The organism is Aliiroseovarius zhejiangensis (assembly GCF_014656375.1).
GTDB classification, from domain to species: Bacteria; Pseudomonadota; Alphaproteobacteria; order Rhodobacterales; family Rhodobacteraceae; genus Aliiroseovarius; species Aliiroseovarius zhejiangensis.
This window is the reverse complement of record NZ_BNCH01000006.1, coordinates 82,228-107,148: the sequence shown is the minus strand read 5'-3', so window position 1 is coordinate 107,148 and position 24,921 is coordinate 82,228. Positions and strand designations below refer to the sequence as shown.

The following is a 24,921-nucleotide window of genomic DNA, read 5'->3' as shown; positions in this document are numbered from 1 at the left end:
GTTATTCGACCTTGATGACCCGGCGCGACAGCACGGCCTTGTTCGTCAGGTCGAGCAGCCGAAGCTCATAGACGCCCGCGTCATCCGGCAGAGTGATCGACACGGGCGGTGGCCCGGTGATCTTCTGCGCCGAAATCCATGTGAAGATGGCCTGCGATCCTTGTGCCAGCGTGATCCGTTGATCCGCGCTTTCGCTGTCCGTCGTCCAACTGACCGAGATTGTCGCGCCGGCCGCGGCGGTGTCCGGGGCATCAAGGCTGGCGCCGGTGTCAAGGGCCGCATCGGCCGCCAGCACCTCGACCGTCTGGCGCGCCAGGACGCGGGTGCCTTCGCGCAGGACGTAGCGCAATTCGTAAAGCCCCGTTTCCGCAGGCGCGGTCAGGTCGTGTTCGCTGTTGGTGCGCACCGTGGCATAGGTGCCGAACTGGTCATCTTCGCTGCCCATCGGAACAAGGTTCACATAGTCATGCGGGCTGACCGTGCCGGTCCAGGTGACGCGCAACTTGTCGCCCGCGCGTATCTCGGCGGGCGCGCTGATCGTCACCTCGGGATCGGTGATCTCGATCTGGGTGCTGGCGATGGTTTTGCTGCCTTCGCGCAGCACATAGCGGATTTCGTAAAGCCCGGTCTGGGCCGGGGCCTGAACCTCGCCTTCGCTGTGGTCGCGCACGGTGATGTAGTTGCCGAAACCGCCTTCATCGGTGCCCATCGGCACGATGTTGATATAGTCGTGGCGACTGACCGTGCCAGTCCAGGACAATTTGATCGCGCTGCCTGCAATCGCCGTGTCCGGCGCGTTGATCGTCACCTCGGGCGTGGTCACCTCAATCGGGGCGGTGGCGAGTGTTTTCGACCCTTCACGCAGGATATAGCGCAACTCATACAGTCCGGGATGGGCCGGTGCAGGCAGGGTGCCCGTGCCCTTGTCACGCACGGTGAGGTAGTTGCCAAACTCGCCTTCATCAGACCCGGCGGGAACGATGGCGACATAGTCATGCCGGTTCACGGTTCCTGTCCAGCTGACGTCGAACTCTGCCCCCGTGCTGACGGTAGCGGGACCCGATACCGTTACCTCGGGCGCGGTAATTTCGATGGGGGTGCTGGCGAGGGTCTTGGTGCCTTCGCGCAACACATAACGCAGCTCATACATCCCGGTGTCCGACGGCGCCCGCAACACGCCTTCGGAATGGTCGCGCACGGTGATGTAATTGCCGAACACGCCTTCATCCGCCCCCATCGGCACGATGTTGATGTAATCCTGCGGGTTCACCGTGCCCGACCAGCCCACCTTGAACTCCGCGCCTGTCAGCGCCGAGGCCGGAGCCTGAAGCGTGACCTGCGGGGCGGTGACTTCGATGGGGTGCGTGGCGACGGTGCTTTTGTCGACGTTCAGGATATAACGCAGCTCGTAAAGGCCCGGATCGGCGGGCGCGCGCAGCTTGGCATCTGATTTGTCGTTGACCTTCTGGTAATTGCCGAACGTGCCGGGGTCTGCACCGACTGGCACGATTGCGACATAGTCGCGTTTGTTAATTGTCGGACCCCATGAGACCTTGAACGTCGCCCCGGTTTCGACCGTGTCGGTCGCGGTCAATGTGACCTCGGGTCTGGTGACCTCGATGGTGTCGTGGCCCAGCACTTCTTTCGTTTGGTTACTGAGATAGCGGATTTCATACAAGCCTTCGGTGCCGGGAACGGTCAGCATCAGGTCCGTTGCCTTGCCAATGCGTTTGTAGCTGCCGAACAGGTCGGGATCAGACCCGGTGGGCACGATGTTGAGATAATCCTTGTCCGATACGGTCGGCGCCCATGTCACCTTGATCTCCGATCCGCCGACGGCCGTGTCCGGTCCATCGACGACGACCTGTGGCGCGGCGGGTTCCGGCTCGGGTTCCGGTTCGGTCGGGGGCGCAACTTCGGCCACCGCGGTGCCAACGGTGCTGAGCGCGGCGCCCAGCTCCTCTGCGTTGGTGGCCGAGATATACTGACCTCCGGTGTTTTCCGCGATGCAGGCCAGGGAACTTGCGTCCGCATCGCTGGCCAGCCCGAATCCCACCACATGCGCGGTGAAGCCGACCCCGCCTTTTTCCAGCGCCTCGGCCAGCGCACAGGGGTCACGTTCACAGCTTTCCAACCCGTCCGAAATCAGCACGACCGTCGCAGGTTGATCGGTATAGGACAGCGCCCGCGCGGCCTGTTCCACCGCATCGGTCAGGGGTGTCTTGCCGGTGGGGGTGATCGCGTTGATCTGAGTCAGGATCGACTGGCGCGATTGCTGACCGGGTTCGACCAGCAGTTCGATATCCGTGCAATCGCCACGTCGCCGGTGGCCATAGGCCATCAGGCCGACGCTGCGGGTTTCGACCCAGTCGCCCAGCAGGTTGTCGATCACGCCGCGGGCAATCTCGATCTTCGCGGTGCCGTCGATCTGACCCCACATCGAGTTCGAGCCATCGAACACGACCATGACGTTATCATCGGCCAATGCGGGTGTGGTTGCCAGCATGCTGGCAAGAACGGCGGCAGGTTTGACGAGTTTCATCGGCATGTGACATCCCCAAAGATCGAAGGTTTCCTTTGGGGAATAGAAACACATTTTGCCGTTTGCACCAAACGGGCGCCGCCGGAATTGCTGGCCGCGCCCGGTGTTCCGTGTATCTTGCTGGATCAGGCCAGGTCGAACCGGTCTGCGTTCATCACCTTGTTCCAGGCGGAAATGAAGTCGCAGACGAATTTGCCCTGGTTGTCGGATTGGGCATAGACCTCGGCCAGCGCGCGCAGTTGCGCGTTCGATCCGAACACGAGATCGACGCGGGTCGCGGTCCATTTCGCATCGCCCGAGGACAGGTCTTTGCCCTCATAAGTGCCGTCACCGCTATCCGACCAGACGGTTTGCATGTCCAGAAGGTTGACGAAGAAGTCGTTGGACAAGACGCCAACCCGGTCGGTGAACACGCCGTGTTCCGATCCGCCATGATTGGCGCCCAGCACCCGCAACCCGCCCAGAAGCACCGTCATTTCCGGCGCGGTCAGGGTCAGAAGCTGTGCCTTGTCGATCAGAAGCTCCTCGGGCGGGATGCTGTATTGCTGCTTCTGGAAGTTGCGGAACCCGTCTGACTGTGGCTCCAGCACGCCGATGCTCTCGACATCGGTCTGCTCGGCGGTGGCGTCACCCCGGCCCAAAGTGGTGGGCACGGTTGCGTCGTGCCCCCCGGCCTTTGCGGCGGCTTCGATGGCGGCCGCGCCGCCAAGGACGATCATATCTGCCATCGATACGGGCTTGCCGAACGCCTCACGCACACCTTGCAGCGTGTCCAGCACACGCGACAGGTTCTCCGGCTCGTTCGCCTGCCAGCCGTTTTGCGGTGCCAGCCGGATGCGCGCGCCGTTGGCGCCGCCGCGCATGTCCGACCCGCGGAAGGTCGAGGCCGAGGCCCACGCCGTTTTCACCAGATCGGGGATCGACAGACCAGCATCAAGGATCGCCGCTTTCAGGGCGGTCACATCCGCGTCGCTCAGGTCGGTTTCCGAGGGCGGGATCGGGTCTTCCCAGATCAGTTCCTCGTCCGGCACCTCTTTGCCCAGATACCGCGAGCGGGGGCCCATGTCGCGATGGGTCAGCTTGAACCAGGCGCGGGCAAACGCGTCGGCGAACTCGTCCGGGTTTTCGTGGAACCGCTTCGAGATCGGGCCATAGATCGGGTCCATCCGCATTGCCATGTCGGCGGTGGTCATCATCGTCTTGACCTTCTTGGACGGGTCATGCGCCTTGGGGGCCATGTCCTCTTCCCTGACGTTCACGGGTTCCCAGATCCACGCCCCGGCCGGGGATTTGGTGACGTTCCAGTCATAGCCGAACAGAAGGTCGAAATAGCCGTTGTCCCATTGCGTCGGGTTGGCGGTCCACGGCCCTTCGATGCCGCTGGTCGTCGTGTCGTCGCCGATGCCGGTGCCGTGGGTGTTCTTCCAGCCAAGCCCCATCTGTTCGATGGTGCAGCCTTCGGGTTCCGCACCCACCAGCGACGGGTCGCCCGCGCCATGCGCCTTGCCGAAGGTGTGACCCCCCGCAACCAGTGCCACGGTTTCTTCGTCATTCATCGCCATGCGCGAGAAGGTTTCGCGAATGTCACGGCCCGACGCCAGAATATCCGGCACCCCGTCCGGTCCTTCCGGGTTCACATAGATCAGGCCCATCTGCACCGCGGCCAGCGGGTTATCCAGCTCGCGATCACCGGAATAGCGGCTGTTTTCGCTGTCACTGGTGGCCAACCATTCGGCTTCGGCGCCCCAATAGATGTCTTCTTCCGGCTCCCATGTGTCGGGTCGCCCGCCTGCAAAGCCGAAGGTCTTGCCGCCCATGCTTTCAATCGCGCAATTGCCGGCCAGGATCATCAGGTCGGCCCAGGAAATCTGGTTGCCGTATTTTTGTTTGATTGGCCAAAGAAGGCGCCGCGCCTTGTCGAGGTTGCCGTTGTCCGGCCACGAGTTCAGGGGTGCGAAGCGTTGCTGCCCAGTGCCCCCACCGCCGCGCCCGTCGGCCGAGCGATAGGTGCCGGCGCTGTGCCATGCCATTCGGATGAACAGCCCGCCGTAGTGACCGTAATCAGCTGGCCACCAGTCCTGGCTGTCGGTCATCAGGTCAAACAGGTCCGTCTTCAGCGCATCAAGGTCGAGTTTCTTGAACTCTTCAGCATAGTTGAAATCCGGCCCCAGCGGGTTTGCCTTTTCGCCCTTCTGATGGAGGATCTTCAGGTTCAATTGGTTGGGCCACCAGTCCCGGTTCGACCGCATGCTGACATTCGTCGCGCCATGGGCGATGGGGCATTGTCCGGTGAGCTGCTTGTTCATGGTATCCTCCGTTGGCGTGGGTTGTGCGCGTTGTCATGATCCTAGCGCGTTCCAGCGATAAGAAGAAATTTGGAATACTGATTGCCGCGATAACCACAGGTAATTGGGTGGCAAGGTTGGATTTGTCCCTGTGGACGATCCACTGCCATGTTCTGCCATAGCGCGCAGCGGGGTCGGTGCGTGGGGTCTGAAAAGTAAACGTGTTCAGTATCTTGGCGACATGGCCCGATTGTGCGCCATGATCTGATGGTCTGTGGATAACTCGGGGGTGAAAACTGTTCCGTGACCCCGCACAAAAGGGCAAGAAACCCGTCACTGTTGCCAAAAACGGCAATAAAAGAGACACTCATCCCATTGATTAATACTTTTGGTTGATTCTTTTTCGTCAGCCGCATCAAGGAGTTCGCCACGATGCTCCGCCGATATCTTTATACCGTGCTTCTCGCTCTGGCCCCGGTGTCCGCTTTTGCGCAACTGTTCTCTGGTCCCCTGGACGAGGCGCTTTTGGTCGGGCGGAATGAAACTACCTTCCCCCCGGCTGACGAAGATTATTTCGCCGAGATGGACAACGGCATTGCCTTGACGCCCGACGAGGTCAAGGGCCGCAACATGTGGATGGTCTGGACCGGCGGCAATGATTTGCTGTGGGACACGCTGACGGTCGACACGTTCGGGCAGTTCGATCTGCTGAAAACCCTGTCCTCGCATCCCGGCCTGCCCGCAAAACGGTCAAACCGTTTCGAATATCTGGGTCTGATCAACGAACCCTGCTTTGACGAGGCGACCGGCCCGGTCGAAGATCGTAATGGCCTGTGGCTGGACATAAGGCGCGAGGATTGCGCGCCTGACCCCTTCGCCAATGCCGAGAAATATCCGGGCGTCGAGATCGGCGCGCGCGGGCGCAACATGCCCGTCTGGTCGTATTACGGAGAGCCGACAGGCGTGCTGGGCCTGCGCCTGTTTCCAAACCCCGAATTTGACGAACGCGCCGAAGAACGCTGGGACGCGGAACGCTTTTATAACGATCCTGATTACTACAACGACGACGATCTGGTGCGGCCCTATCGCGTCGGCATGTCCTGTGCCTTCTGCCATGTCGGACCCAGCCCGATCGACCCGCCTGCCGACCCTGAAAACCCGGAAATGCGCAATCTGAATGCCACCGTGGGCGCGCAATATTTCTGGTTCGACCGGATCTTTGCGTGGAAGCCCGACAAGCGGCAATACATGGTGCAACTGATCCACACGGCGCGGCCCGGTACGCTGGATACCTCGCTCGTCTCGCCCGACTACATCAACAACCCGCGCACCATGAACGCGATCTATCTGCTGGAAGAACGTCTGGCGGTCGCCCGCCGGTTTGGTGAGGAACGGCTTGAGGGCGGCGAGTTGGACAACAAGCAGTTTCAGGATTACGTCCCCGAAGGCCCCCTGACCGAGTTTTTCGAAGAGCCTGATCTGAGCTTCAGCCCGCACGTTTTGAAGGACGGGGCGGATTCGGTGGGGGCACTGGGGGCGCTCAATCGTGTCTATTTGAATATCGGGCTGTTCAGCGAGGAATGGACCCGCCATTTCAACCCCATCGTGGGCGGGCGTGACATCACGCCGATCAAGATCGAGACCGCGCAAAAGAACTCGGCCTATTGGCGCGCGACCGAGGATCAGAGCCCGCTGACCGCGCTATACTTCCTGAAAGCAGGTCGCCCCGACCGGTTGGCGGACGCACCCGGCGGCGCGGATTTCCTGACCGAAGATGCCGAACAAGTGGATCGCGGCAAGATCGTCTTTGCGGAAAACTGCGCCGGGTGCCATTCGTCGAAACTGCCGGAAAGCGCCTACGAGGCGATGCCCGGCGGTTGTTCCGGCCCCGGCTATTTGGAGTGTTTCAACCGCTATGGCGCGCTAACCCGGACCGAGGATTTCAAGGCCCAGATGCGCGCGATCGTGCAGGCCGAGGATTTTCTGGACGGCAATTACCTGTCCAGCGAGTTACGCATTCCGGTGACGCTGCTGGAAACCAACGCGTGCAGCCCGCTGGCGACCAACGCGATTGAAGGCAATATCTGGGACAACTTCTCCTCCTCGACCTATAAGGCGCTGCCGTCGGTGGGCACGATCAAGGTGCACCATCCGAAAACGGGCGAGGAATATGAGTATGAAATGCCGGCGGGTGGGCGCGGTTACACCCGCGTGCCGTCGCTGATCAGCCTGTGGTCCACCGCGCCGTATCTGCTGAACAACACGGTCGGGTATTACAACCACGACCCCTCGGTCGCAGGGCGCATGGCGGCGTTCGAGGACGGGATCACCAAGATGCTGTGGCCCGAAAAGCGCCTGCGCGATACAGTTCTGGGCGACAAGGTGCCGGGCCTGATCGACCGCACGACAGAGCAAAGCTACCTGATCGTCCCGCGCGGATTTCAGCCCGATTTTCTTGTGAAACTGCTGACGCCTTTGCGCGATGATTTGCCGTGGCTCTTTGATCTCGATGGCAATATCGAGCTTGGCCCGATCCCGGCTGGCACGCCCATCGGGCTGCTGGCGAACCTGAACGTCCGGCTGGATCAGGCCGACCTGCTGGAGCGACTAGGCCATGATTTCGAGCTTGCCAAGCTGATCATCAAGATCAAGCGCAATCTGAAGGAACTGCCCGACGATGCCAGCGACGAACAGGCCCGTGCGATCTTTGCCGACCTGATCGAGCCGCTGTTGGAACTGAGCAAGTGCCCGGATTTCGTGGTCAATCGCGGGCATTATTTTGGCACCAAACTGGAAGACGCAGACAAGCACGCGCTGATCGCCTTTCTCAAGCGGTTCTGAGGGCGGGCGGGTGTCTGCGGATCATGATTACATCGTCGTCGGCTCGGGGGCTGGCGGCGGGACACTGGCCGCGCGGTTGGCGGAAAGCGGGATGCGCGTTCTGTTGCTCGAAGCCGGTGGTGATCCCCGTTCGCAGCACGGTGGTGTGCGCGGGATGGACGAGGCCGCGAACCGGCTGCCCGACGATTATGACGTGCCCGCCTTTCACCCTTTCGCGACCGAGAATGCGGCAATCCGATGGGATTTCATGGTCAATCACTATGCCGACAAGGACACACAAGCGCGGGACACCAAGGCCGGACCTGATGGCGTTCTGTATCCCCGCGCGGGTACCTTAGGCGGCTGCACGGCGCATAACGCGATGATATTCATGTATCCCCACAATGCCGACTGGCAGGGGATTGCGGATCTGACCGGCGACGATGGCTGGTCGCCCAAGGCCATGCACAAGATCTTTCGGCGGCTGGAAAACTGCCGTCACCGCCCGGTACAGCGCGTCTTGCACAGCCTTGGCATTGATCGCACCGGCCACGGATTCGACGGTTGGCTGACCACCGAAAAGGCGATCCCGCGCGCCGCCGTGCGCGATGACGACATCATGGACGTGCTGCGCAACAGCTTGCGCGAAAGCTGGGGATCGGCACCGGAGTTCATACGGCGCCTGCGCTGGCTGGCCAACAGCGCCGCCGACCCCAATGACCGCGACCGCATTGGCGATGATGCGGTGGGCATGGTCTATACGCCGCTGACGACGCAGAACGGCGTGCGCGTCGGCGCGCGTGAACGGGTGTTAGATGTGGCGAAGCGGTATCCTGACCGCCTGACGGTCGAACTGGACGCGCTGGCAACACGTGTGCTGCTGGATGACGGCAACCGCGCCATCGGGGTCGAATACCTGAAGGGCGAATGGCTTTACCGCGCCCATGCCGCGCCGAGCAACGCGCCGGGGGAACCAAAGCAAGCCTTGGCCAAGCGCGAGGTCATTCTGGCCGGGGGCGCCTTCAACACCCCGCAACTGCTGATGCTGTCGGGCATTGGCGATCCCACTGCGTTGGCCCCACACGGCATCACGCCGCGCGTGGCGCTGCCCGGCGTCGGGCGCTCGTTGCAGGACCGTTACGAGGTTGCGGTGGTGAACCGAATGGCGTTTGATTGCTGGGACAGCATGAAAGCTTGCCGATTTGCCAAGGGCGACGCGCTGTGGCGGCAATGGCAGACCCGAGGTGACGGCATGTATGCCACCAATGGGGCTGCCCTGGGGATCATTCGCAAATCCTCGGATGCGCAGATTCTGCCCGACCTGTTCTGCATGGCGCTTCTGGGGCGGTTCAGCGGGTACTATCCCGGCTATGCCGCCGATCTGTCCCAAAGCCACAATCATCTGAGCTGGGCGGTGTTGAAGGCGCATACGCAGAACCGGGCGGGCCGGGTGACGCTCGCATCGGCCGATCCGCGTGATCCGCCGGTGATCGACTTCAACTATTTCGCAGACGGCGGTGAAGAGGACCTTTCGGCGGTCGTCGAAGGTGTCAAGTTCGTGCGCAAGCTCTGTCAGCCCCTGCATGACGCCGGGCGCATCGCCGCCGAGGAAATCCCCGGCCCGGACGTTCAAACAGATGCCGAGATTGCGCAGTTCGTCCGTGACAATTGCTGGGGGCATCATGCGTCGTGCTCCTGCCCCATCGGGCCAACCGATCAGGGTGGCGTTCTGGACAGCCGGTTGCGGGTCCACGGCACCAAAGGTCTGCGCGTGGCCGATGCGTCGGTCTTTCCGCGCATCCCCGGATTTTTCATAGCGTCCGCCACCTACATGATCGGCGAGAAAGCCGCCGAGGTGCTGCTGGCGGAGGCGCAATCCCACACACAAACCGAAAAGGTGCAATATGGCACATGATATCGACACATTGATGGATATGGAGCAGGACGCGCTGGACGAGTTGTTCTCAAGCGTGGTCCCCGGCCCCATCCCGGACGGCGAAGCCGAAGGCACCGCGATCATCGCACCGGGCACGCGGTTCACCCCGCTGATCTCGCGGTTCATCAACGGGTTTGCCTGGCAGGGCAAGGTCTTTGACAGCGAAAAACAGGTCTTGAAGAACCGCATCCTGCCGTTCGGGCTGAACGCCATTCTGGCCAAGGTCTATGTTGAAAAAAGCTGGATGGATGGCAAGGACTGCATCGTGCTGGATTACTCGGACACCTCGATCGTGGCGCAGTGGATTCGCGATGAAATCCGCCAGATCGGGCCGGGTATGTATCTGGGAAAGGTGTATTGGGACGACACGCGGCTGATCGACTTTGCCCTTGATTTCAACGCCGAGACCTGAGGCCGATGACGCAGCAGGACACATTCTTCATCCTTGCCCCGGTCGCCGATGGCCGGGCGGAAAGCCTTGTGTCGCTGCTGGAAAGCATGACGTTGAAACCCGGCCTTGCAGATCCCGACAACGCGCTGGTGCCGTTTGGCCGGTTCGATCAACTGCATGTCGCGCGGTTCTTTCTGGTCGAGGCGAACACTTGGCGCGATGTCGAAGCCTATGGACAGCCCCCGCGCCCCTTCCCATTGCAGCTTGCGTTTCTGGGCGATGTGGACGGCGCCCGGCAAGTGTTCCTGCGCGAGCTTGTCACCCATTGCGCCGATGGGCTGGCAGAGGTCTTTGGTCATTGCGAGGGTGTGCATGAAGGCACCGATCTGTTGCGCTGGATGGAAGATCACCACGTCGAAGAGGCGGCGAATTACGTAAACATGCGGGGCCGTACGGTCGTGCAGGTTCACGAAGAAGCTGCCCTGGCGCGCGCCTTGCGCGAAGAGCTTGGGCGGGTTGTACGTGTGCAGGGCACGGCGGATGCGTTCGGGCTGCACCAGCATCTGGTTGAGTTCGTTGAACGTCAGAGGGCCAGTGGGCAGTTGCGGCTGACCGACCCTGTGCGGCCCACATGGCGCAACCGGATTTCGGGATGGATCGACCTGATCGCGCTGCCGCTTGTCATTCTGCTTCTGTCGCCCTTGCTGATCCTGCTGCTGCCGCTGTTCCTTCTGCGTTTGCGGATGGCCGAACGGTCAGACCCCGAGATCCTGCCTCGTCCCGAGGACGCGCGGATCGTCGATCTGGGCCGATACGAGGATCACGATGTGACCAACCCGTTTTCCGCCTTTGGAGATGTGAAACCCGGATCGTTCCGGCGCGTGGTTACCACCGTTGCGTTGTATCTGCTGAATTACGCCGCGCGGCATATCTATGGCCGGGGCTATCTGACCCGGGTGCAGACGATCCATTTCGCGCGCTGGGTCTTTGTCGACGACAAGCGCCGCGTGATGTTTTGCAGCAATTACGACGGGGCGCTGGAAAGCTATATGGATGATTTCGTGAACAAGGTGGCGTGGGGGCTGAATCTCGTGTTCTCGAACGGCGTGGGCTATCCGTCCACACGGTTTCTGATCAAAGGGGGCGCGGCGCAAGAGGCGAAGTTCAAACGATACCTGCGCAACCGGCAATTGCCGACGCAGGTCTGGTACAAAGCCTATCCCGGTCTGACCGCCCGCGATCTGGCGCGGCATGGCGAGATTCGGAAGGGGCTTGAGCAGCGCCCGGACGGGGCCAAAGCCCTGCGCAATTGGTTGGCCAAGATATGACGCGCACACAGGGCATACCCAACCAGCCGGTCGCGTTTGACGACATGCAGGGCTTGATCCGTTTCGGCCACGGCGCGTTGGTCGAGGCCGCGTTCATCCTGTGCCGCATCCGTGATCCGAAGGCGGCCGGGGCGTGGCTGGAGACAGCGCCCGTCACCTCTGCTGAAACGCTGCCTGCGCCGCCCGATATGGCCTTGCAGGTGGCGTTCACAGCGGCCGGCCTGCGCGCGATGGGGCTGGGGGCGGACGTTCTCGCGTATTTCGCGCAACCCTTCCTGTTTGGCATGACCGGCGAGGACAGCCGGTCGCGTCGCTTGGGCGACACCGGGACGAACGCGCCGGAAAACTGGGATTGGGACGAAGCAGAGGCGCATGTGCTGATCCTGCTTTATGCCCGCAAGGGCGGGTTGGCGGCGTGGCAGGACAAAATCCTGACCCCCACCTTTCACGCCGCCTTCACTCCGATGCATACCTTCCCGACCCGCCCCAACGACGGGTTTGAGCCGTTCGGCTTCCGCGACGGCATTTCGGAACCCAAGATCGACTGGCAGGATGCCCGCCCCCCCGCCAAACACGGGCGCGAGGATTTCAGCAACCTGATCTCGCCCGGCGAGGTCGTGTTGGGGTATCGCAACGAATATGACGAACGCGCAGACTTGTCCGAGGCTGATCTGCGGCGCAACGGCAGCTATCTGGTGATGCGTCAACTGGCGCAGGACGTGCCGGGGCTCTGGACCTATCTGGACAAAGAAGCCGATGGCGACAGCGCGCGACGGGAAGAGCTGGCGGCGCAGATGGTCGGGCGCAGGCGGGATGGCACGCCCCTGATCCAAGGGCGGCGTGATGTCGCGGGATCACCGCGCAAGAACGACTTTACCTATGACGACGACGTGGATGGGCTGCGCTGCCCGCTTGGTGCGCATATCCGCCGCGCCAACCCGCGCACGGGTGATCAGCCGCATCGCGGTCAGGGGCGGCTTGGCTGGCTTTTAAGCACGCTTGGCTTTCGCAGGCGGCGCGACGAGCTGCCGGGGCGGCATGACCTTGTGGCCTCGACCCGGTTTCACCGGCTGGTGCGGCGCGGGCGTGCCTATGGCAGTGCGCTGACGCCCGAAGCTGCATTGCGACCGGACGCTGCAAAGGATGCACGCGGGCTGTTCTTCATTTGCCTCTGTGCCGATCTGGTGCGGCAATTCGAGTTCGTGCAAAACGCCTGGATCGCCGCGCCCACCTTCAACGGGCTGACGGGCGAGGCCGATCCCCTTCTGGGCAATCGTCAACCCTTCTGTGGCGTGGCCAGCGACGGGTTCACCATCCAAACTCCGACAGGGACGGGGGACCGCTTTGCCCCCCTGCCGCAGTTCGTGACGGTGAAGGGCGGCGGCTATTTCTTCCTGCCGGGCCTCAGCGCGTTGCGCATTATTGCCCGTCACGCCAGACAGGAGGTCTGAATGCGTCAAATCCTGATCCCTCTTCGCCGCCTGATCCACCGCGCAACCCAAGCCGGTCTGCATATCGAACGCCGGTTGGAGCCGTTCTTTCGCCGCCGCCTGAACGATCTGGTCCGTGCACCTTTGGCGAATTGGATACAGCGGATGAAAAATCGCAAGCGCGAAGATCTTGGCTTGGCGTTGGCCGAGGAAAAGATCTTTGATTGGGAAGAAGACGCCCTGCAAACCATCATCGACGAAATGCGCGAGCAGATGAACCTGCATTTCCAGCCGGGTGCGTATGAGCGTGGCGGCAACACCAAGACGCACGGGCTGGTCCGCGCCACCTTCACCGTCTTGCCTGACCTGCCCGAGCATCTGCGCCACGGCGTATTCGCGACCGAACGCGACTACCCGGCCTATATCCGCTTTGCTGGCCCCGGCCCGGACGTGCCCGAGGATATTCGCGACGTGGGGTTTGGGTCGATGTCGGTCAAGCTGATGGACGTGCCCGGCCCGAAGCTGATGGACGAAGAAAAGTTCACGCAAGACTGGCCCGCGGTTGTCACGCCCACATTCGTCACCCCGGATGCCCGCGAAAACGCCAAGCTGCAATATTGGAGCACCATCGACGAGCCGCTTTGGTATTTCCTGAACCCCAAAGACAGCCATCTGCTGGATTTCCTGATGCAAGGGTTGTGGAACGAAACGCAGTATAACCCGCTGGGGCATCGGTATTACAGTTGCGTGCCGTATCTGCTGGGCGAAGGTCAGGCGATGCTTTATTCCTATGTGCCGCGCAGTGATGTGCCGATGGACATTCCCGGCGTGCCCTTTGGCCGGGTGCCGCCCAATTATCTGCGTGACAACATGGCCCGGACTCTGCGCGCACAGGACGTCGAGTTTGATATGGTCGTGCAAATTCAGACCGACCCGCACTTGATGCCGATCGAGGATGCCTCGGTCCTGTGGCCGGAAGAGGTGTCGCCGTGGATCCCGGTCGCGCGTATTACGATCCCCGTGCAGGATTTTGACACGCCCGCGCAGATGGCCTTTGCGCGCAACACGCGGATCAACCCGTGGCATTCGATGCCAGAGCATCGCCCGCTGGGCAATCAAAGCCGCGCGCGGCGGCGGATGTATCAGGAACTGGCCGCGTTTCGCCAGCACATGAACCGGGCCGAGCATGTGGAGCCAACCGGCGACGAGCGGTTCGACTGACAGGCCAGATCAGGGCGCGCGGTTGGCGAAAAGGGCAGGGTCGGACAAGGGCACGTAATAGCCCGTGGCCGAAAGGAACACCGTCTTACCCTTCAGTGCGCCATCGGGCAGGTCGAAACGCACTTCCGAGGCTTCGTTGTATCCCAGCACAAGGTTCTGCCCGTCCTCGTGGGTCAGCGGCTTGGGCCATGTGGCGGGATAGACGGTTTCCTGCCCGTCCGCGTTCCGCAGGATCAGCGAGATCTGATCAAGATGGGCCAGTTCATGCTCTTTCTCGCGGATTTCCAAGCGCCCCTCGAAATGAGAAAGCTTCAGCCGGTCTGTGCGTTTCAGGTCGGGGCTGGTGGCGCCCAGAAGGACGTGGTTTTCCTCGACCCAGACATCGCCATCGGAATGATAGGTGTAGATGTAAGGGCAGCTTCCGATGCCGCCGCCTGCAAACAGGATGAAGTTGTTGGGATCGTGCTGACGGAAGTCATATCGGGTTCCATCGACCTCGACCGCTTGAATGGCCCATGCGGGGCCGTATTCAAACCGGGGCTCAAGGACGGGGATGCGGCCCTTGGGCATATCCTGCGCGCGCAGGGAAAACAGCGCGTTGTCGGTGGCGCTGGGGTGCACAAACAGGATGGGTCGGTCGCCCAGAGCTTGCGCCTCGGCACGGATGGCCTCACCCGGCGCAAACGCCTCGCGATATCCCTCAACCACCCAGTCCAGAAACTCGGGCATCAGCGGCATCTCGATACGTACCGGGATCACCAGCTTTTCACCGGGTGCCAGAACGCCGGGCGGCCAGAGCCGTTTGTCGACCGGGTCAGCGGTCAAAAGCAGCGCCTGTGTGTCGTCATGCCGTCTGAGGGTCATTTCTTCGGTCTCGGCGATGCTGAACGCGCCCACCTCCATCGGTTGGTCGCCCACATTTTCCAAGACCGCCACCAGCAAATCCGCGCTGCGCGTGCTGACGGTGAAAGCCCAGCCATAATGCACACCGGGTTCACCTTTGACGATGGCGTATCCTTCCGGCAATCCGTTGCGGGACAGATAGCGCAAGGCGTCCAGCGGGCGGTGTTCGATGGGGCGATCTGAAAAGTAGCCTGCGCCTGCATTGGCAAACAGCCCGCGTTCGGCGCGTTGTCGCAATTCGCTTTGGTTGGCGGCATCGCGCGAGATGTCCAGCGCGCGCCCCAGATAGGCCTGATACCGATCCTCGTAGCCTTTCAGGTCATCAGGGGTCAAAGATCGCCACAAGGTTGGCGCGGTGAGTGTCGCACCCGGTACGACCCAACGTGCCGGGCCTGATGAGGTGCCCCAGAACGCCTGATACGCCGCCGGGACGGCCCCGCGCAGAAACAGGCTTTCGGCGGCGTCAAGGTCGGGCACGAACAGTTCGCCTTCACCGTACACCCGCCACCCGTCGGCTTCTTGCAGGTTGGGAAGGCGCCCGGCATCGCTGTCCATCACGTCAATTCCCGCATCGACGCGGGTGGCATAGTCGGCCAGCCCGACGCCAAAATCGCCACCCTCGAAGGCGACGGAACCGAACAGGTTGCTGCCCCAGATGCGCTGTCCGAACTTGTCGGTCAGAAACCGGATTTCCTTATGCACGGCGTTGTTGACGATGGCCTGTTGCCCGCCTAGGTATTTCTCCCATTCGGGGGACAGTATGCCGTTCAGCAGAAAGCTTTGCCCGACGCCGCCCAGCCGGTAATAGACCACGCGGAACTTGGGTTTGCGGCTTTGATCCTTGTAGCAGATGACGGTCACATCGCCGCCCACATTCTGCACGATGGGGCTGCAATCGCCATAGGTCGTGACCTCTTGCGCAGGGGCCGCGGCGGGCAGGGCAAGGAATGCCAGCGCATATGCGAGCCGCCGGGTCATTCGCCGACCGTGATGGTGACGTTGCCGTCCGTGTCCTGCACAATCGGGCTGTTGTCGCCAGAGGTGGACGCCCCGCTGTCGGACGGATCAGGTGGGGTGTTGTCAGCTTGCGAAGGGGGCGCAGGGGGCGCGGAAAACAGACCGGCCTTGTCAGCCGCCGCCAGAAGCGTCGCAACGGCGGTCACAACGGCCGCGATGCCCGTGAGGATACCAGGAAAGGTCTTCCAGAAAGACGGCTTTTCCGGCTGTTTCTCACCTTCGGGTTTCGGTTTTTGGTCGTCCATCCCGGTTGGATTTGAAAATCCGTTGGTTCAGGGTAACGCTGCGTCAAGGTTAATACAACCATGAGTGAGCTTGGTGCGGTGACCATCGGGGTATCTTGAAAGTTGGCAAAGTTTGCCATATCTTTGGATGCAGGAGGCCCGCCATGACCACGATGAACATTTCCCTGCCCGAACAGATGAAAAGTTGGGTCGAGTCGCAGTCCCGTTCCGGCCGGTTTGCCAACTCCAGCGACTATGTGCGCGATCTGATCCGTCGGGACCAGGAACGCGCCGCCGCGATTGCCGAGGTGCAGGCGGCCGTCGATGCAGCCCTTGCCTCGGGCCCGGCCACGCCATTCGACGCGGTAGCGTTCAAGGCCCGGATGCGCAAAGATGCGCGATAGGGCGCCGTATGGCCTAACACCGGCAGCCGAAAACGACCTTACAGAAATCTGGCGCTATGGCGCACGAACGTGGTCCGCATTACAGGCGGACCGGTATCTTGATGCGCTGATCACCGCTTTTGAACTTGTCGCCGATCAGCCGGGAATCTGCCGCCTTCGGGCCGAGTTCTCGCCGCCCGTCCACATCTTTCCCACCGGATCCCACCTAGTCATCTATCAGGCCGACGAGGGGGGCGTCACAATCCTGCGAATCCTGCACAATCGCCGCGATCTTCTGGCGGCATTGGACAACTGACTGCACCACAAGCGGCGCTCCGCGTTCAGTCGCAGAAGCTGGCTTTCAGGTGGTTCAGCACATCCATGCAGCGCGGGTCCGAGATCGAGTAGTGGATCTGCAACCCCTCTTTTTCCCCCTGCACCAGACCTTCGGCGCGCATCTTCGCAAGATGCTGCGAGATCGCCGATTGTGACAGGTCGGCGACCGTGCACAGCTCGGACACCGTGGCGGGGCCAGCGGCAAGGCGGCACAGGATCATCAGCCTGCGTGTGTTGGCAAGCTGCTTGAGCAATGTTGCGACCTCGTCCGCGCGGGCCTGAAGGTCTGCCATCGGATCGGTGTCGTGTGGGGCGGTGTTCATGGACATATTCACGCTTAACTATATTTTAGTGTTTACTAAATTAGAAATTGCTAATATGAAAGTCAAGCGCATCCGCCGTTTCGGCTGAAACGCGCTGAAAAACGCTGAACCCCGCCCAAATCAAAGGCGCCGATATGTACAAAGCTCTGCTTCTTTCCGTTCTTCTTGCCGGGCCGGCCATGGCCCAGACACATGAGGTGACTGTCAGCGATCTGTCAGACCGCAAGGCGGTGTTTGCCACGGTTGAAAGCGTTGACACGTTGACCGCACGCACGCGGATCGGCGGCACCATCGTCGATCTGATGGTGGACGAAGGTGATATGGTCGCGGCGGGCGATGTCGTGGCGCGGGTGGTCAATGAACAGATGGCCCCGCAGATTGCCGCCGCCACGTCGCAAGCCGCATCGCTTGAGGCTGAACTGGCGCAGGCGCGTGATGACCTGAAACGGGCCGAGGATTTGCTGGCCCGTGGCATCATCGCGCAAACCCGCGTCGATCAGGCCCAAACCGCCGTGGCGGTTCTTGAAGGGCGGCTGGCGTCGGCCCGGCAATCGCGCGACGTGCTGGTGCAGCAGGAACGCGAAGGCGAGGTCCTGGCCCCGGCTGCGGGGCGCGTGCTGGACGTGCTAGCCCCGCGCGGCAGTGTGATGCTGCCGGGTGAGCCGGTCGCGATCATCGCATCCGATCATTATCTATTGCGCCTCAATGTGCCCGAACGCCACGCCCGATCCATCGCCGAAGGCAACCCGGTTGAGATCGCGGGCGCCGCGCTTGGGGGTGACGTGGCCCGGACCGGCGTGATCCGTCAGGTCTATCCCCAGATTCAGAACGGCCGCATCACGGCGGATGCCGAGGTGGACGGGCTGGGCAAGTTCTTTGTGGGCGAGCGGGTGCGGGTCTATGTCACCGTCGACACGCGGCAAGTTATCGTCATTCCGCGCGCGCTTGTCACCACGCGGTTTGGCAATGATTTCGTGACCTTGCAGACGTCGGACGGCACCCGCGACGTTGTGGTTCTGTTGGGCGAGGAAACCCCCGGTGGTGTAGAAATTCTTGCAGGATTGTCGGCTGGCGACAAGCTGGTGCAGCCATGAAACTGGGTATTTCCGGGCATCTGACCAAGGGGTTCATCCGTTCGCCCCTGACGCCGCTTTTGCTCTTGGCGTCGCTTGCCATGGGCCTGATCGCACTGGCTGTCATCCCGCGCGAGGAAGAGCCGCAAATCTCGGTCCCCATGGTCGATGTGATGCTGCGCACCGATGGTTTGCGCGCGCCCGATGCGGTCGAACTGGTGACAGAACCGCTTGAGGCCATTCTGGGCTCGATCAACGCGGTCGAACATATCTATTCGCAGACCGAGGATGATCAGGTGATGGTCACCGCCCGGTTTGACGTGGGCACAGACCCCGACGCTGCGATCTTGCGCGTGAATGAACGGATCATGGCAAACATGGACCGCATCCCGCAGGGCATTCCGCAGCCCCTGATCGTGGGGCGTGGCATCAATGATGTGGCCATCGTGGCGCTGACCCTGTCGCCCACGCCCGAGGTCGCGGACCATTGGGATGACCGTGCGCTCTATTCTCTGGTCGAGGAGTTGCGCGCGTCGCTCATGTCGGTTCAGGATGTGGGTCTGACCTATATCGTTGGCGGGCGCACCGACCAGATCCGCATTGAACCCGACCCCGAACGGCTGGCCCTGTACGGCGTCACCCTGCAACAACTCGCCGCCCGCGTGGGCGAGGCGAACCAGACCTTCCCGGCGGGCCGTGTTAACACGCTGGACCGCAGCCTGGTGGTGACGGCGGGGCAGACCCTGCACAGCCCGTCGGACATTGGCCTTTTGCAGCTTACCACCCGCGACGGGCGCCCTGTCTATGTGCGCGATGTGGCGGATATTGTCGTGGGCGGCGCGCCAGTGGACGCGCGCACCTGGACCATGACCCGTGACGATCACCACGCCGACTGGACCCGCCTGCCTGCCGTCACGCTGGCGATTGCCAAGCGCGAGGGGGCGAACGCCGTTCTGGTGGCCGAGCATGTGCTGGAGCGGTTGGAGCTTCTGCGCGGCGAGCTGATCCCTGACGATATCAGTGTCGAAGTCACCCGGAACTATGGTGAATCCGCTGATGAGAAGGCGGATGAGCTGCTGTTCCACCTTGGTCTTGCTACCGTATCCATCGTGCTTCTGGTCACGTTCGTGATTGGCTGGCGCGAGGGGATCGTGGTCGCCATCGTCATTCCAACCACCATTCTGCTGACGCTGTTTGCCTCGAACATGATGGGCTACACGATCAACCGCGTGTCGCTGTTCGCGCTGATCTTTTCCATCGGTATTCTGGTCGATGACGCCATTGTGGTGATTGAAAACATCGCCCGCCACTGGGCGATGCGCGACGGGCGAAGCCGGGTGACCGCCGCGATCGAGGCGGTGGCCGAGGTGGGCAACCCCACCATCGTTGCGACCCTGACCGTGGTGGCCGCCCTTTTGCCCATGCTGTTCGTGTCCGGCCTGATGGGCCCCTATATGGGACCGATTCCGGTCAATGCGTCGGCTGCGATGATCTTCTCCTTCTTCGTGGCCGTGATCCTGACCCCGTGGCTGATGTTGAAAATCGCGGGTCGCGGTGGATCAGAGACGAATGGGCATGATCATGAAAGCGAAGGCGTGCTGGGCCGGATGTTCCGCCGCGTCGCTGCGCCGGTGATCGCCAGCCGCTGGCGGGCAGGTGTGTTTCTGATCGTTGTGCTGGTGCTGACCGGCGGGTCGATGACCTTTTTCTTTGACCGCACGGTGGTCGTGAAGCTTCTGCCTTTTGACAACAAATCCGAGTTTCAGGTGATCGTTGACATGCCCGAAGGCACCAGCCTGGAACGCACCGAACGCGTGCTGACCGAAGCCGCAGAACGGCTGGCGGCACTGCCCGAAGCAACCTCGATCCAGCTTCATGCAGGCACGGCGGCGCCGTTCAATTTCAACGGGCTTGTGCGGCATTACTATCTGCGCAAGCGGCCTGAACTGGGGGATTTGCAGGTCAATCTTGAACCCAAGCACCACCGCGACCGCTCGTCCCACGACATTGCGCTGGCGGCGCGCGAGATGCTGGCGGATATAGATATTCCCGACGGTGGCTCGATCCAGATTGCGGAAATCCCGCCGGGTCCTCCGGTGTTGGCGACGCTTCTGGCCGAGATTTATGGCCCCGACGCCGACACCCGCCGTGCCGTGGCGCACGAGGTGCGCGAAGCCTTCGCCTCCGTGCCCTATGTGGTGGATATCGAGGACAGTTTCGGCCAGCCCCGCCCGCGTCTGCGGCTGGCGATTGATCAGGACAGTCTGGAGTTTTTCCGCGTCCGGCAAAGCGATGTCTATGACACGATCCGGGTGCTGTTTGACGGGATGCCCGTGGGCTATTCCCATCGCGGCGAAGGGCGCGACCCGACCGAAATCCGCGTGGCCCTGCCGCGGGGCGAGTTGAACTGGTCGGCGCGTCTGGCCTCGACCCCTGTTCCGGCAAACCTGTTGCCGGGCGACCGGGGTGTGGTCGAACTGGGCGATCTGGTGACGGTCACTGAAGAGCCCGGAAGCTATCCGATCTTTCGCCACAATGGCCGCTTTGCCGAAATGGTGATGGCCGAAATGGCGGGCGATTTCGAAGCGCCGATCTATGGCATTCTTGCCGTGCAGGACGCGCTGGACGACCGGCCCTGGTCCGCCGAGGTGCCACAGCCCGAGATCAGTCTGCATGGCCAACCCGACAGCGACGCCACCCCCACGCTTTTGTGGGACGGGGAATGGGAGGTCACATATGTCACCTTCCGCGACATGGGCGCGGCCTTCGGGGTGGCGATCCTGGCGATCTATGTGCTGGTTGTGGCGCAGTTCGGGTCGTTCAGGGTGCCTCTGATCATCCTGACGCCCATCCCGCTGACTTTCATCGGGATCGTGTTTGGGCATTGGCTGTTCGATGCGGCGTTCACCGCGACGTCGATGATCGGGTTCATCGCGCTGGCGGGGATCATCGTGCGCAACTCGATCCTGCTGGTGGATTTCATCCGGCATGGGACAGAAGGGGATGAACCGTTGCGCGAAACCCTGCTGCGCGCGGGTGCGATCCGGTTCAAACCGATCCTGCTGACCGCGATTGCGGCGATGATCGGTGCGGCGGTGATCCTGACCGACCCGATTTTTCAGGGGCTGGCGATCTCGCTTCTGTTCGGGCTGGCCTCGTCCACTTTGCTGACGGTGCTGGTGATCCCGGCGATCTATGTGTTGTTCAAGAACGCGGATGTGCCCTATCGGCCAGCGGTCGCGACCGAAGACTAAGGCGCGGGCGGTCTGAGGGCCGGGGCCAGTGTCGCCATCAACACGGCCAGTGCCATAAGCACCGCAAAGCCCACGCGGATCGAGGTTGCTTCGGCAATGAAACCGATCACCGGCGGCCCCATCAACAGCCCGCCATAGCCCAGCGTGGCCAGGCTGGCGACCGCCTTGCCGGGCGACAGGATGGGGTCGTTGGTGGCACGGCTGAAGGCCAGCGGCATGATGACGGCATAGCCCACCCCCATCAGGGCAAACCCGACCAGAGCCACCGGATAGGTGGCGATGCCCACCGCCAGCCCGGCCCCGAAGGCGGCGATGATCCCTGCCAGCCGCGCGGTGCGGGCGGGACCATAACGAAATGTGACCCTATCTCCGCCCAATCGCATGATGACCATTGCGACCGAAAAGACCGCATAGCCGATGGCGGCGGACGCCTCGGTCACGCCGGTTGTGGTCATCAGGAAAATCGCACCCCAATCGGCCATCGCGCCTTCGCCCAGTGACGCGCACATCGCGATCAGTCCAACCAGCACAAGCGGGCCCTTGGGCAGTGTAAACAGAGGTGCGGGTTTGGCCCCGCCTTGCGGTGCAGGCGCCCAGTGCGGCGCGCGGGACGGCGCAAGGGCCAGCCAGAGGCACAGCGCGGCGACTGGGCCGATCACCAGCAGGCTATGGGCCAGAAGCGGCAGGGCCAGCTTGATCGCGCCGAACCCGGATGCTGCGCCGATCCCCGCGCCCACCGACCACGAGGCATGGAAGCGCGACATCATCGGGCGGGGCAGGTGGCGTTCGACCGCGCCGGCCCATGCATTCATCGCCACATCCATCGCGCCATGGGTCGCACCGAAAAAGAACAGCGCCGCGGCGAGGGTCAGGACCGTCGGCGCCAGCCCGATGCCAAGGATCGACAAGGCGTGAATGGTGGCGATCCAAACCGTCGTGACCGCCGCCCCGTGGCGATCCACCCAGCGCCCTGCCAACGGAAAGGCGGCGATCGCACCGCCGCCCATCAGCAATAGCAGCAGCCCCAATGTGCCGGGGTCCAAGGACAGTTTGGCTGACACCGTCGGGATGCGCGACGCCCACAGGCCAAACAATGCGCCGTTCAACACGAACATGGCGATCACCGCATTGCGGGCAGACAGGATCGTCGGCGCAGGCGTATCAGGCATGATGGTTTCCGGGCGGGTTTTGCATTCAGAGACTATTTCCGCTGTTAGAGCCTGTTTTTTCTGTCGACCTGTCGTTGCCATTCATTTCGACCGTGGCGTGGTCGATGTGAAAGCTGTCGCGCAGGTGTTTCTTGACGCGCGCTTTGACCGCTTGCGGATCGGCGCCCTTGCTGGGCGTGACCTCCATCGTGACCATCGGGCGTTCCTGCGTGACCGACCAGGCATGGATATGGGCGACGGTGTGCACACCGGCCAAGGCTTCAAGCTGGGTGGCAACCTCGCGCCGGTCGAAGCCTTGCGGTGTGGCCTCCAGCAAAATATGGGCGCTTTCGCGCACCACCCTCCACGCCGAGCGCAGGATGATCAGCGCGACGAGCACCGACAGGATCGGGTCAATCGGCGTCCAGCCTGTGACCAGAATGACCACGGCAGCGACAATGGCGGCAATCGACCCCAACAAATCCCCCGCCACATGCAGGGCAGCAGCGCGGACGTTCAGATTATCGCCTTCGCCACGGGTCAGAACCAGAAACGCCACGATGTTCACCAACAGGCCCAGCACCGCGATGACCAGCATCGTGCCGCCCAGAACCTCGACCGGAGCTGTCAGACGCTCGATCGCCTCCCACGTGATCCATGCTGCGATCAGGAACAGCGAAAGGCCGTTCACAAAGGCTGCCAGCACCGAGAAGCGGTCAAACCCGTAAGTGCGCTTCCAATCTGCCGGTCGCCGCGCCAGCCGAAATGCAAACCACGCCAGCATCAGCGATGCGAAGTCGGTCAGCATATGCCCGGCGTCGGCGATCAGCGCCAGTGACCCGGACAGAAGCCCACCCACCAGTTCGGCCAGCATGAACCCGCCGGTCAGGATCGCAGCGATGGCGATCTTGCGTTCGTTCTTGGGGATGTGGTCGTGATGGTCGTGGCTGTGGTGATCTTGATGTGACATTTGTGGCCCGCGCGAGTTCGACGTCATTTTGTTTCGCACAGTGCGGCGATTGGGTCGGAAGATCAATCCGCTCGTGACATCGGGTCACGCCGTCAAAAAGTTGCTTAGAAAAATGAATAAATTATCAATGGCTTACGCGTATCCACGACTCAGTTTTGCGTATCAGAGACGTCAACGCCGACATGCATTTGCTTGACACCTCCCCTTCGCGTCTGACATGGAAGTCAGGCGATCGGTTCCGTGCGTGCAGAGGCACCACGGTAGTAATAGGGAATACGGTGAGGAGGAGCCAACAGGCGCCAAACCCGTAACTGCCCCCGCAACTGTGAGCGGCGAGCGAAGCTGACAATGCCACTGGGACACGTCCCGGGAAGGCCAGCCAAGCCAAGACCCGCGAGTCAGGAGACCTGCCGGACGCTGGGCATCTGCCCATTTCCACCGGACGCCGGGGTGAGCGTCTGGCCCGGCGGTCACAGGACCATCCCGAGCCACTATCCCCGTTGATCCTTCTTGAACGCAGGCACCCGTCTGCACTTTTTTGAGAGGACGACATGAAAACTTGTCTACTGGCCACCGCTTTGGCCGCTTTGCTTCCCGCCACCGCTGTGGCGCATTTCCAGCTGAACTACACCGAAGACGCGATGATCGACCGCCCCGGCGATGTGCCGATGGGCCTGATCTTCTGGCACCCGTTTGAAAACGGCCATGTGATGGATATGGGCGTGCCGCAGGAATTCTTCATGGTGCATAATGGCGAAAAGGTTGATCTGTCGGATCGGTTGGAGCCTGCATCCTTCACAGGCGCTGCGAACGAGGCCGCCGCCTATCGCGCCACCGTTCCGGTGAAACGGTCGGGCGATTATGTCGTCGTCACCGTCCCCGCGCCTTATTACGAGGAAAGTGAAGATCTGTTCATCCAGCAGATCACCAAAGTCGTGCTGAACCGCAACACGCTGCCCACGGATTGGGACCAGCCGGTCGGGTTGCCGACGGAAATCCTGCCGCTGAACAAGCCATATAACGTGATCGTGGGGTCCACCTTTTCGGGCCAGGTGCTGGCCGAGGGTGAGCCGGTGCCGGGGGCCGAGATCGAGGTCGAATACATGGCCGCCGAGCCGGATCTTGAGGCATTCGCGACCACCAAACCAACCGCACAGCCCATGCCGGGCGGGTCGGTGGTGGTGATCGCCGACCAGAACGGCGTGTTCACCTTCGGCATTCCCAAGGCGGGATACTGGGGTTTCGCTGCACTAGGCTCTGGTCCCGTGACAGAACACGAGGGCAAAGACCTGTCGCAAGACGCCGTCATCTGGATCCGTGCCGAGGACATGAAGTGA

Annotated in this window: 18 protein-coding genes and 1 riboswitch; of the genes, 11 read left to right on the top strand and 7 right to left on the bottom strand. The window is 62.1% G+C overall.

The window, feature by feature from the left end; genetic code table 11:
• Position 1: 1 nt before the first annotated feature.
• Together IE188_RS13315 and katG are read right to left on the bottom strand one after the other, a co-directional pair.
• The gene (locus IE188_RS13315; RefSeq protein ID WP_191287006.1) at positions 2 to 2,548 is read right to left on the bottom strand and encodes a vWA domain-containing protein; all 2,547 of its coding nucleotides are present in this window, start codon (positions 2,546 to 2,548) and stop codon (positions 2 to 4) included.
• A 119-nt stretch (positions 2,549 to 2,667) separates the two neighbouring features.
• Positions 2,668 to 4,848 (bottom strand): catalase/peroxidase HPI, encoded by a 2,181-nt coding sequence (gene katG, locus IE188_RS13310; protein ID WP_191287005.1) that lies wholly within the window; start codon positions 4,846 to 4,848, stop codon positions 2,668 to 2,670.
• A 411-nt stretch (positions 4,849 to 5,259) separates the two neighbouring features.
• Here katG and IE188_RS13305 point away from each other — a divergent pair, with 411 nt between their 5' ends.
• From IE188_RS13305 to IE188_RS13280, 6 genes are read left to right on the top strand one after another with little or no spacing between them, the layout of a single operon-like run.
• The gene (locus IE188_RS13305; protein ID WP_191287004.1) at positions 5,260 to 7,668 is read left to right on the top strand and encodes a c-type cytochrome; all 2,409 of its coding nucleotides are present in this window, start codon (positions 5,260 to 5,262) and stop codon (positions 7,666 to 7,668) included.
• Positions 7,669 to 7,678: 10 nt separating this feature from the next.
• A complete protein-coding gene (locus IE188_RS13300) occupies positions 7,679 to 9,562 on the top strand; it encodes a GMC family oxidoreductase (RefSeq protein WP_191287003.1) in 1,884 nt (627 codons plus the stop codon).
• Positions 9,552 to 9,995 carry a hypothetical protein gene (locus tag IE188_RS13295; protein WP_191287002.1) on the top strand — a complete coding sequence of 148 codons (444 nt, stop codon included), beginning with the start codon at positions 9,552 to 9,554 and terminating at the stop codon, positions 9,993 to 9,995. Before IE188_RS13300 ends, IE188_RS13295 begins: the two co-directional genes overlap by 11 nt.
• Before the next feature lie 5 nt (positions 9,996 to 10,000).
• The gene (locus tag IE188_RS13290; RefSeq protein WP_191287001.1) at positions 10,001 to 11,302 is read left to right on the top strand and encodes a hypothetical protein; all 1,302 of its coding nucleotides are present in this window, start codon (positions 10,001 to 10,003) and stop codon (positions 11,300 to 11,302) included.
• Positions 11,299 to 12,753: a Dyp-type peroxidase gene (locus tag IE188_RS13285; RefSeq protein WP_191287000.1), complete on the top strand. Its 1,455-nt coding sequence runs from the start codon at positions 11,299 to 11,301 to the stop codon at positions 12,751 to 12,753. Before IE188_RS13290 ends, IE188_RS13285 begins: the two co-directional genes overlap by 4 nt.
• On the top strand, positions 12,754 to 13,953 hold the full coding sequence (locus IE188_RS13280; protein ID WP_191286999.1) for a catalase family protein: 1,200 nt from the start codon (positions 12,754 to 12,756) through the stop codon (positions 13,951 to 13,953). It begins immediately after the preceding gene.
• A 9-nt stretch (positions 13,954 to 13,962) separates the two neighbouring features.
• Here IE188_RS13280 and IE188_RS13275 read toward each other — a convergent pair whose 3' ends face one another.
• Both IE188_RS13275 and IE188_RS13270 read right to left on the bottom strand, forming a co-directional pair.
• Entirely contained in the window at positions 13,963 to 15,834 is a 1,872-nt protein-coding gene (locus IE188_RS13275) for a hypothetical protein (RefSeq protein ID WP_191286998.1), read from the bottom strand.
• Positions 15,831 to 16,118: a hypothetical protein gene (locus IE188_RS13270; RefSeq protein ID WP_191286997.1), complete on the bottom strand. Its 288-nt coding sequence runs from the start codon at positions 16,116 to 16,118 to the stop codon at positions 15,831 to 15,833. Before IE188_RS13270 ends, IE188_RS13275 begins: the two co-directional genes overlap by 4 nt.
• Before the next feature lie 143 nt (positions 16,119 to 16,261).
• Here IE188_RS13270 and IE188_RS13265 point away from each other — a divergent pair, with 143 nt between their 5' ends.
• A complete protein-coding gene (locus IE188_RS13265; RefSeq protein ID WP_191286996.1) occupies positions 16,262 to 16,501 on the top strand; it encodes a type II toxin-antitoxin system ParD family antitoxin in 240 nt (79 codons plus the stop codon).
• Positions 16,491 to 16,796: a type II toxin-antitoxin system RelE/ParE family toxin gene (locus IE188_RS13260; protein WP_191286995.1), complete on the top strand. Its 306-nt coding sequence runs from the start codon at positions 16,491 to 16,493 to the stop codon at positions 16,794 to 16,796. Before IE188_RS13265 ends, IE188_RS13260 begins: the two co-directional genes overlap by 11 nt.
• A 25-nt stretch (positions 16,797 to 16,821) precedes the next feature.
• Here IE188_RS13260 and IE188_RS13255 read toward each other — a convergent pair whose 3' ends face one another.
• Positions 16,822 to 17,139 (bottom strand): ArsR/SmtB family transcription factor, encoded by a 318-nt coding sequence (locus IE188_RS13255; protein WP_229836825.1) that lies wholly within the window; start codon positions 17,137 to 17,139, stop codon positions 16,822 to 16,824.
• Between the two features lie 179 nt (positions 17,140 to 17,318).
• Here IE188_RS13255 and IE188_RS13250 point away from each other — a divergent pair, with 179 nt between their 5' ends.
• Complete coding sequence (locus IE188_RS13250; RefSeq protein ID WP_229836824.1) at positions 17,319 to 18,233, top strand: efflux RND transporter periplasmic adaptor subunit; 915 nt, start codon at positions 17,319 to 17,321, stop codon at positions 18,231 to 18,233.
• A complete protein-coding gene (locus IE188_RS13245) occupies positions 18,230 to 21,466 on the top strand; it encodes an efflux RND transporter permease subunit (protein WP_191286992.1) in 3,237 nt (1,078 codons plus the stop codon). Before IE188_RS13250 ends, IE188_RS13245 begins: the two co-directional genes overlap by 4 nt.
• Here the strand turns inward: IE188_RS13245 and IE188_RS13240 are convergent.
• Both IE188_RS13240 and IE188_RS13235 read right to left on the bottom strand, forming a co-directional pair.
• Positions 21,463 to 22,635 (bottom strand): MFS transporter, encoded by a 1,173-nt coding sequence (locus IE188_RS13240; RefSeq protein ID WP_229836821.1) that lies wholly within the window; start codon positions 22,633 to 22,635, stop codon positions 21,463 to 21,465. The two genes, IE188_RS13245 and IE188_RS13240, sit on opposite strands and share 4 nt — an antisense overlap.
• A 25-nt stretch (positions 22,636 to 22,660) precedes the next feature.
• The gene (locus tag IE188_RS13235) at positions 22,661 to 23,584 is read right to left on the bottom strand and encodes a cation diffusion facilitator family transporter (RefSeq protein ID WP_191286991.1); all 924 of its coding nucleotides are present in this window, start codon (positions 23,582 to 23,584) and stop codon (positions 22,661 to 22,663) included.
• 216 nt (positions 23,585 to 23,800) lie between these two features.
• Positions 23,801 to 24,013: riboswitch (cobalamin riboswitch) on the top strand.
• Positions 24,014 to 24,135: 122 nt separating this feature from the next.
• Here IE188_RS13235 and IE188_RS13230 point away from each other — a divergent pair.
• Complete coding sequence (locus tag IE188_RS13230) at positions 24,136 to 24,921, top strand: DUF4198 domain-containing protein (protein ID WP_191286990.1); 786 nt, start codon at positions 24,136 to 24,138, stop codon at positions 24,919 to 24,921.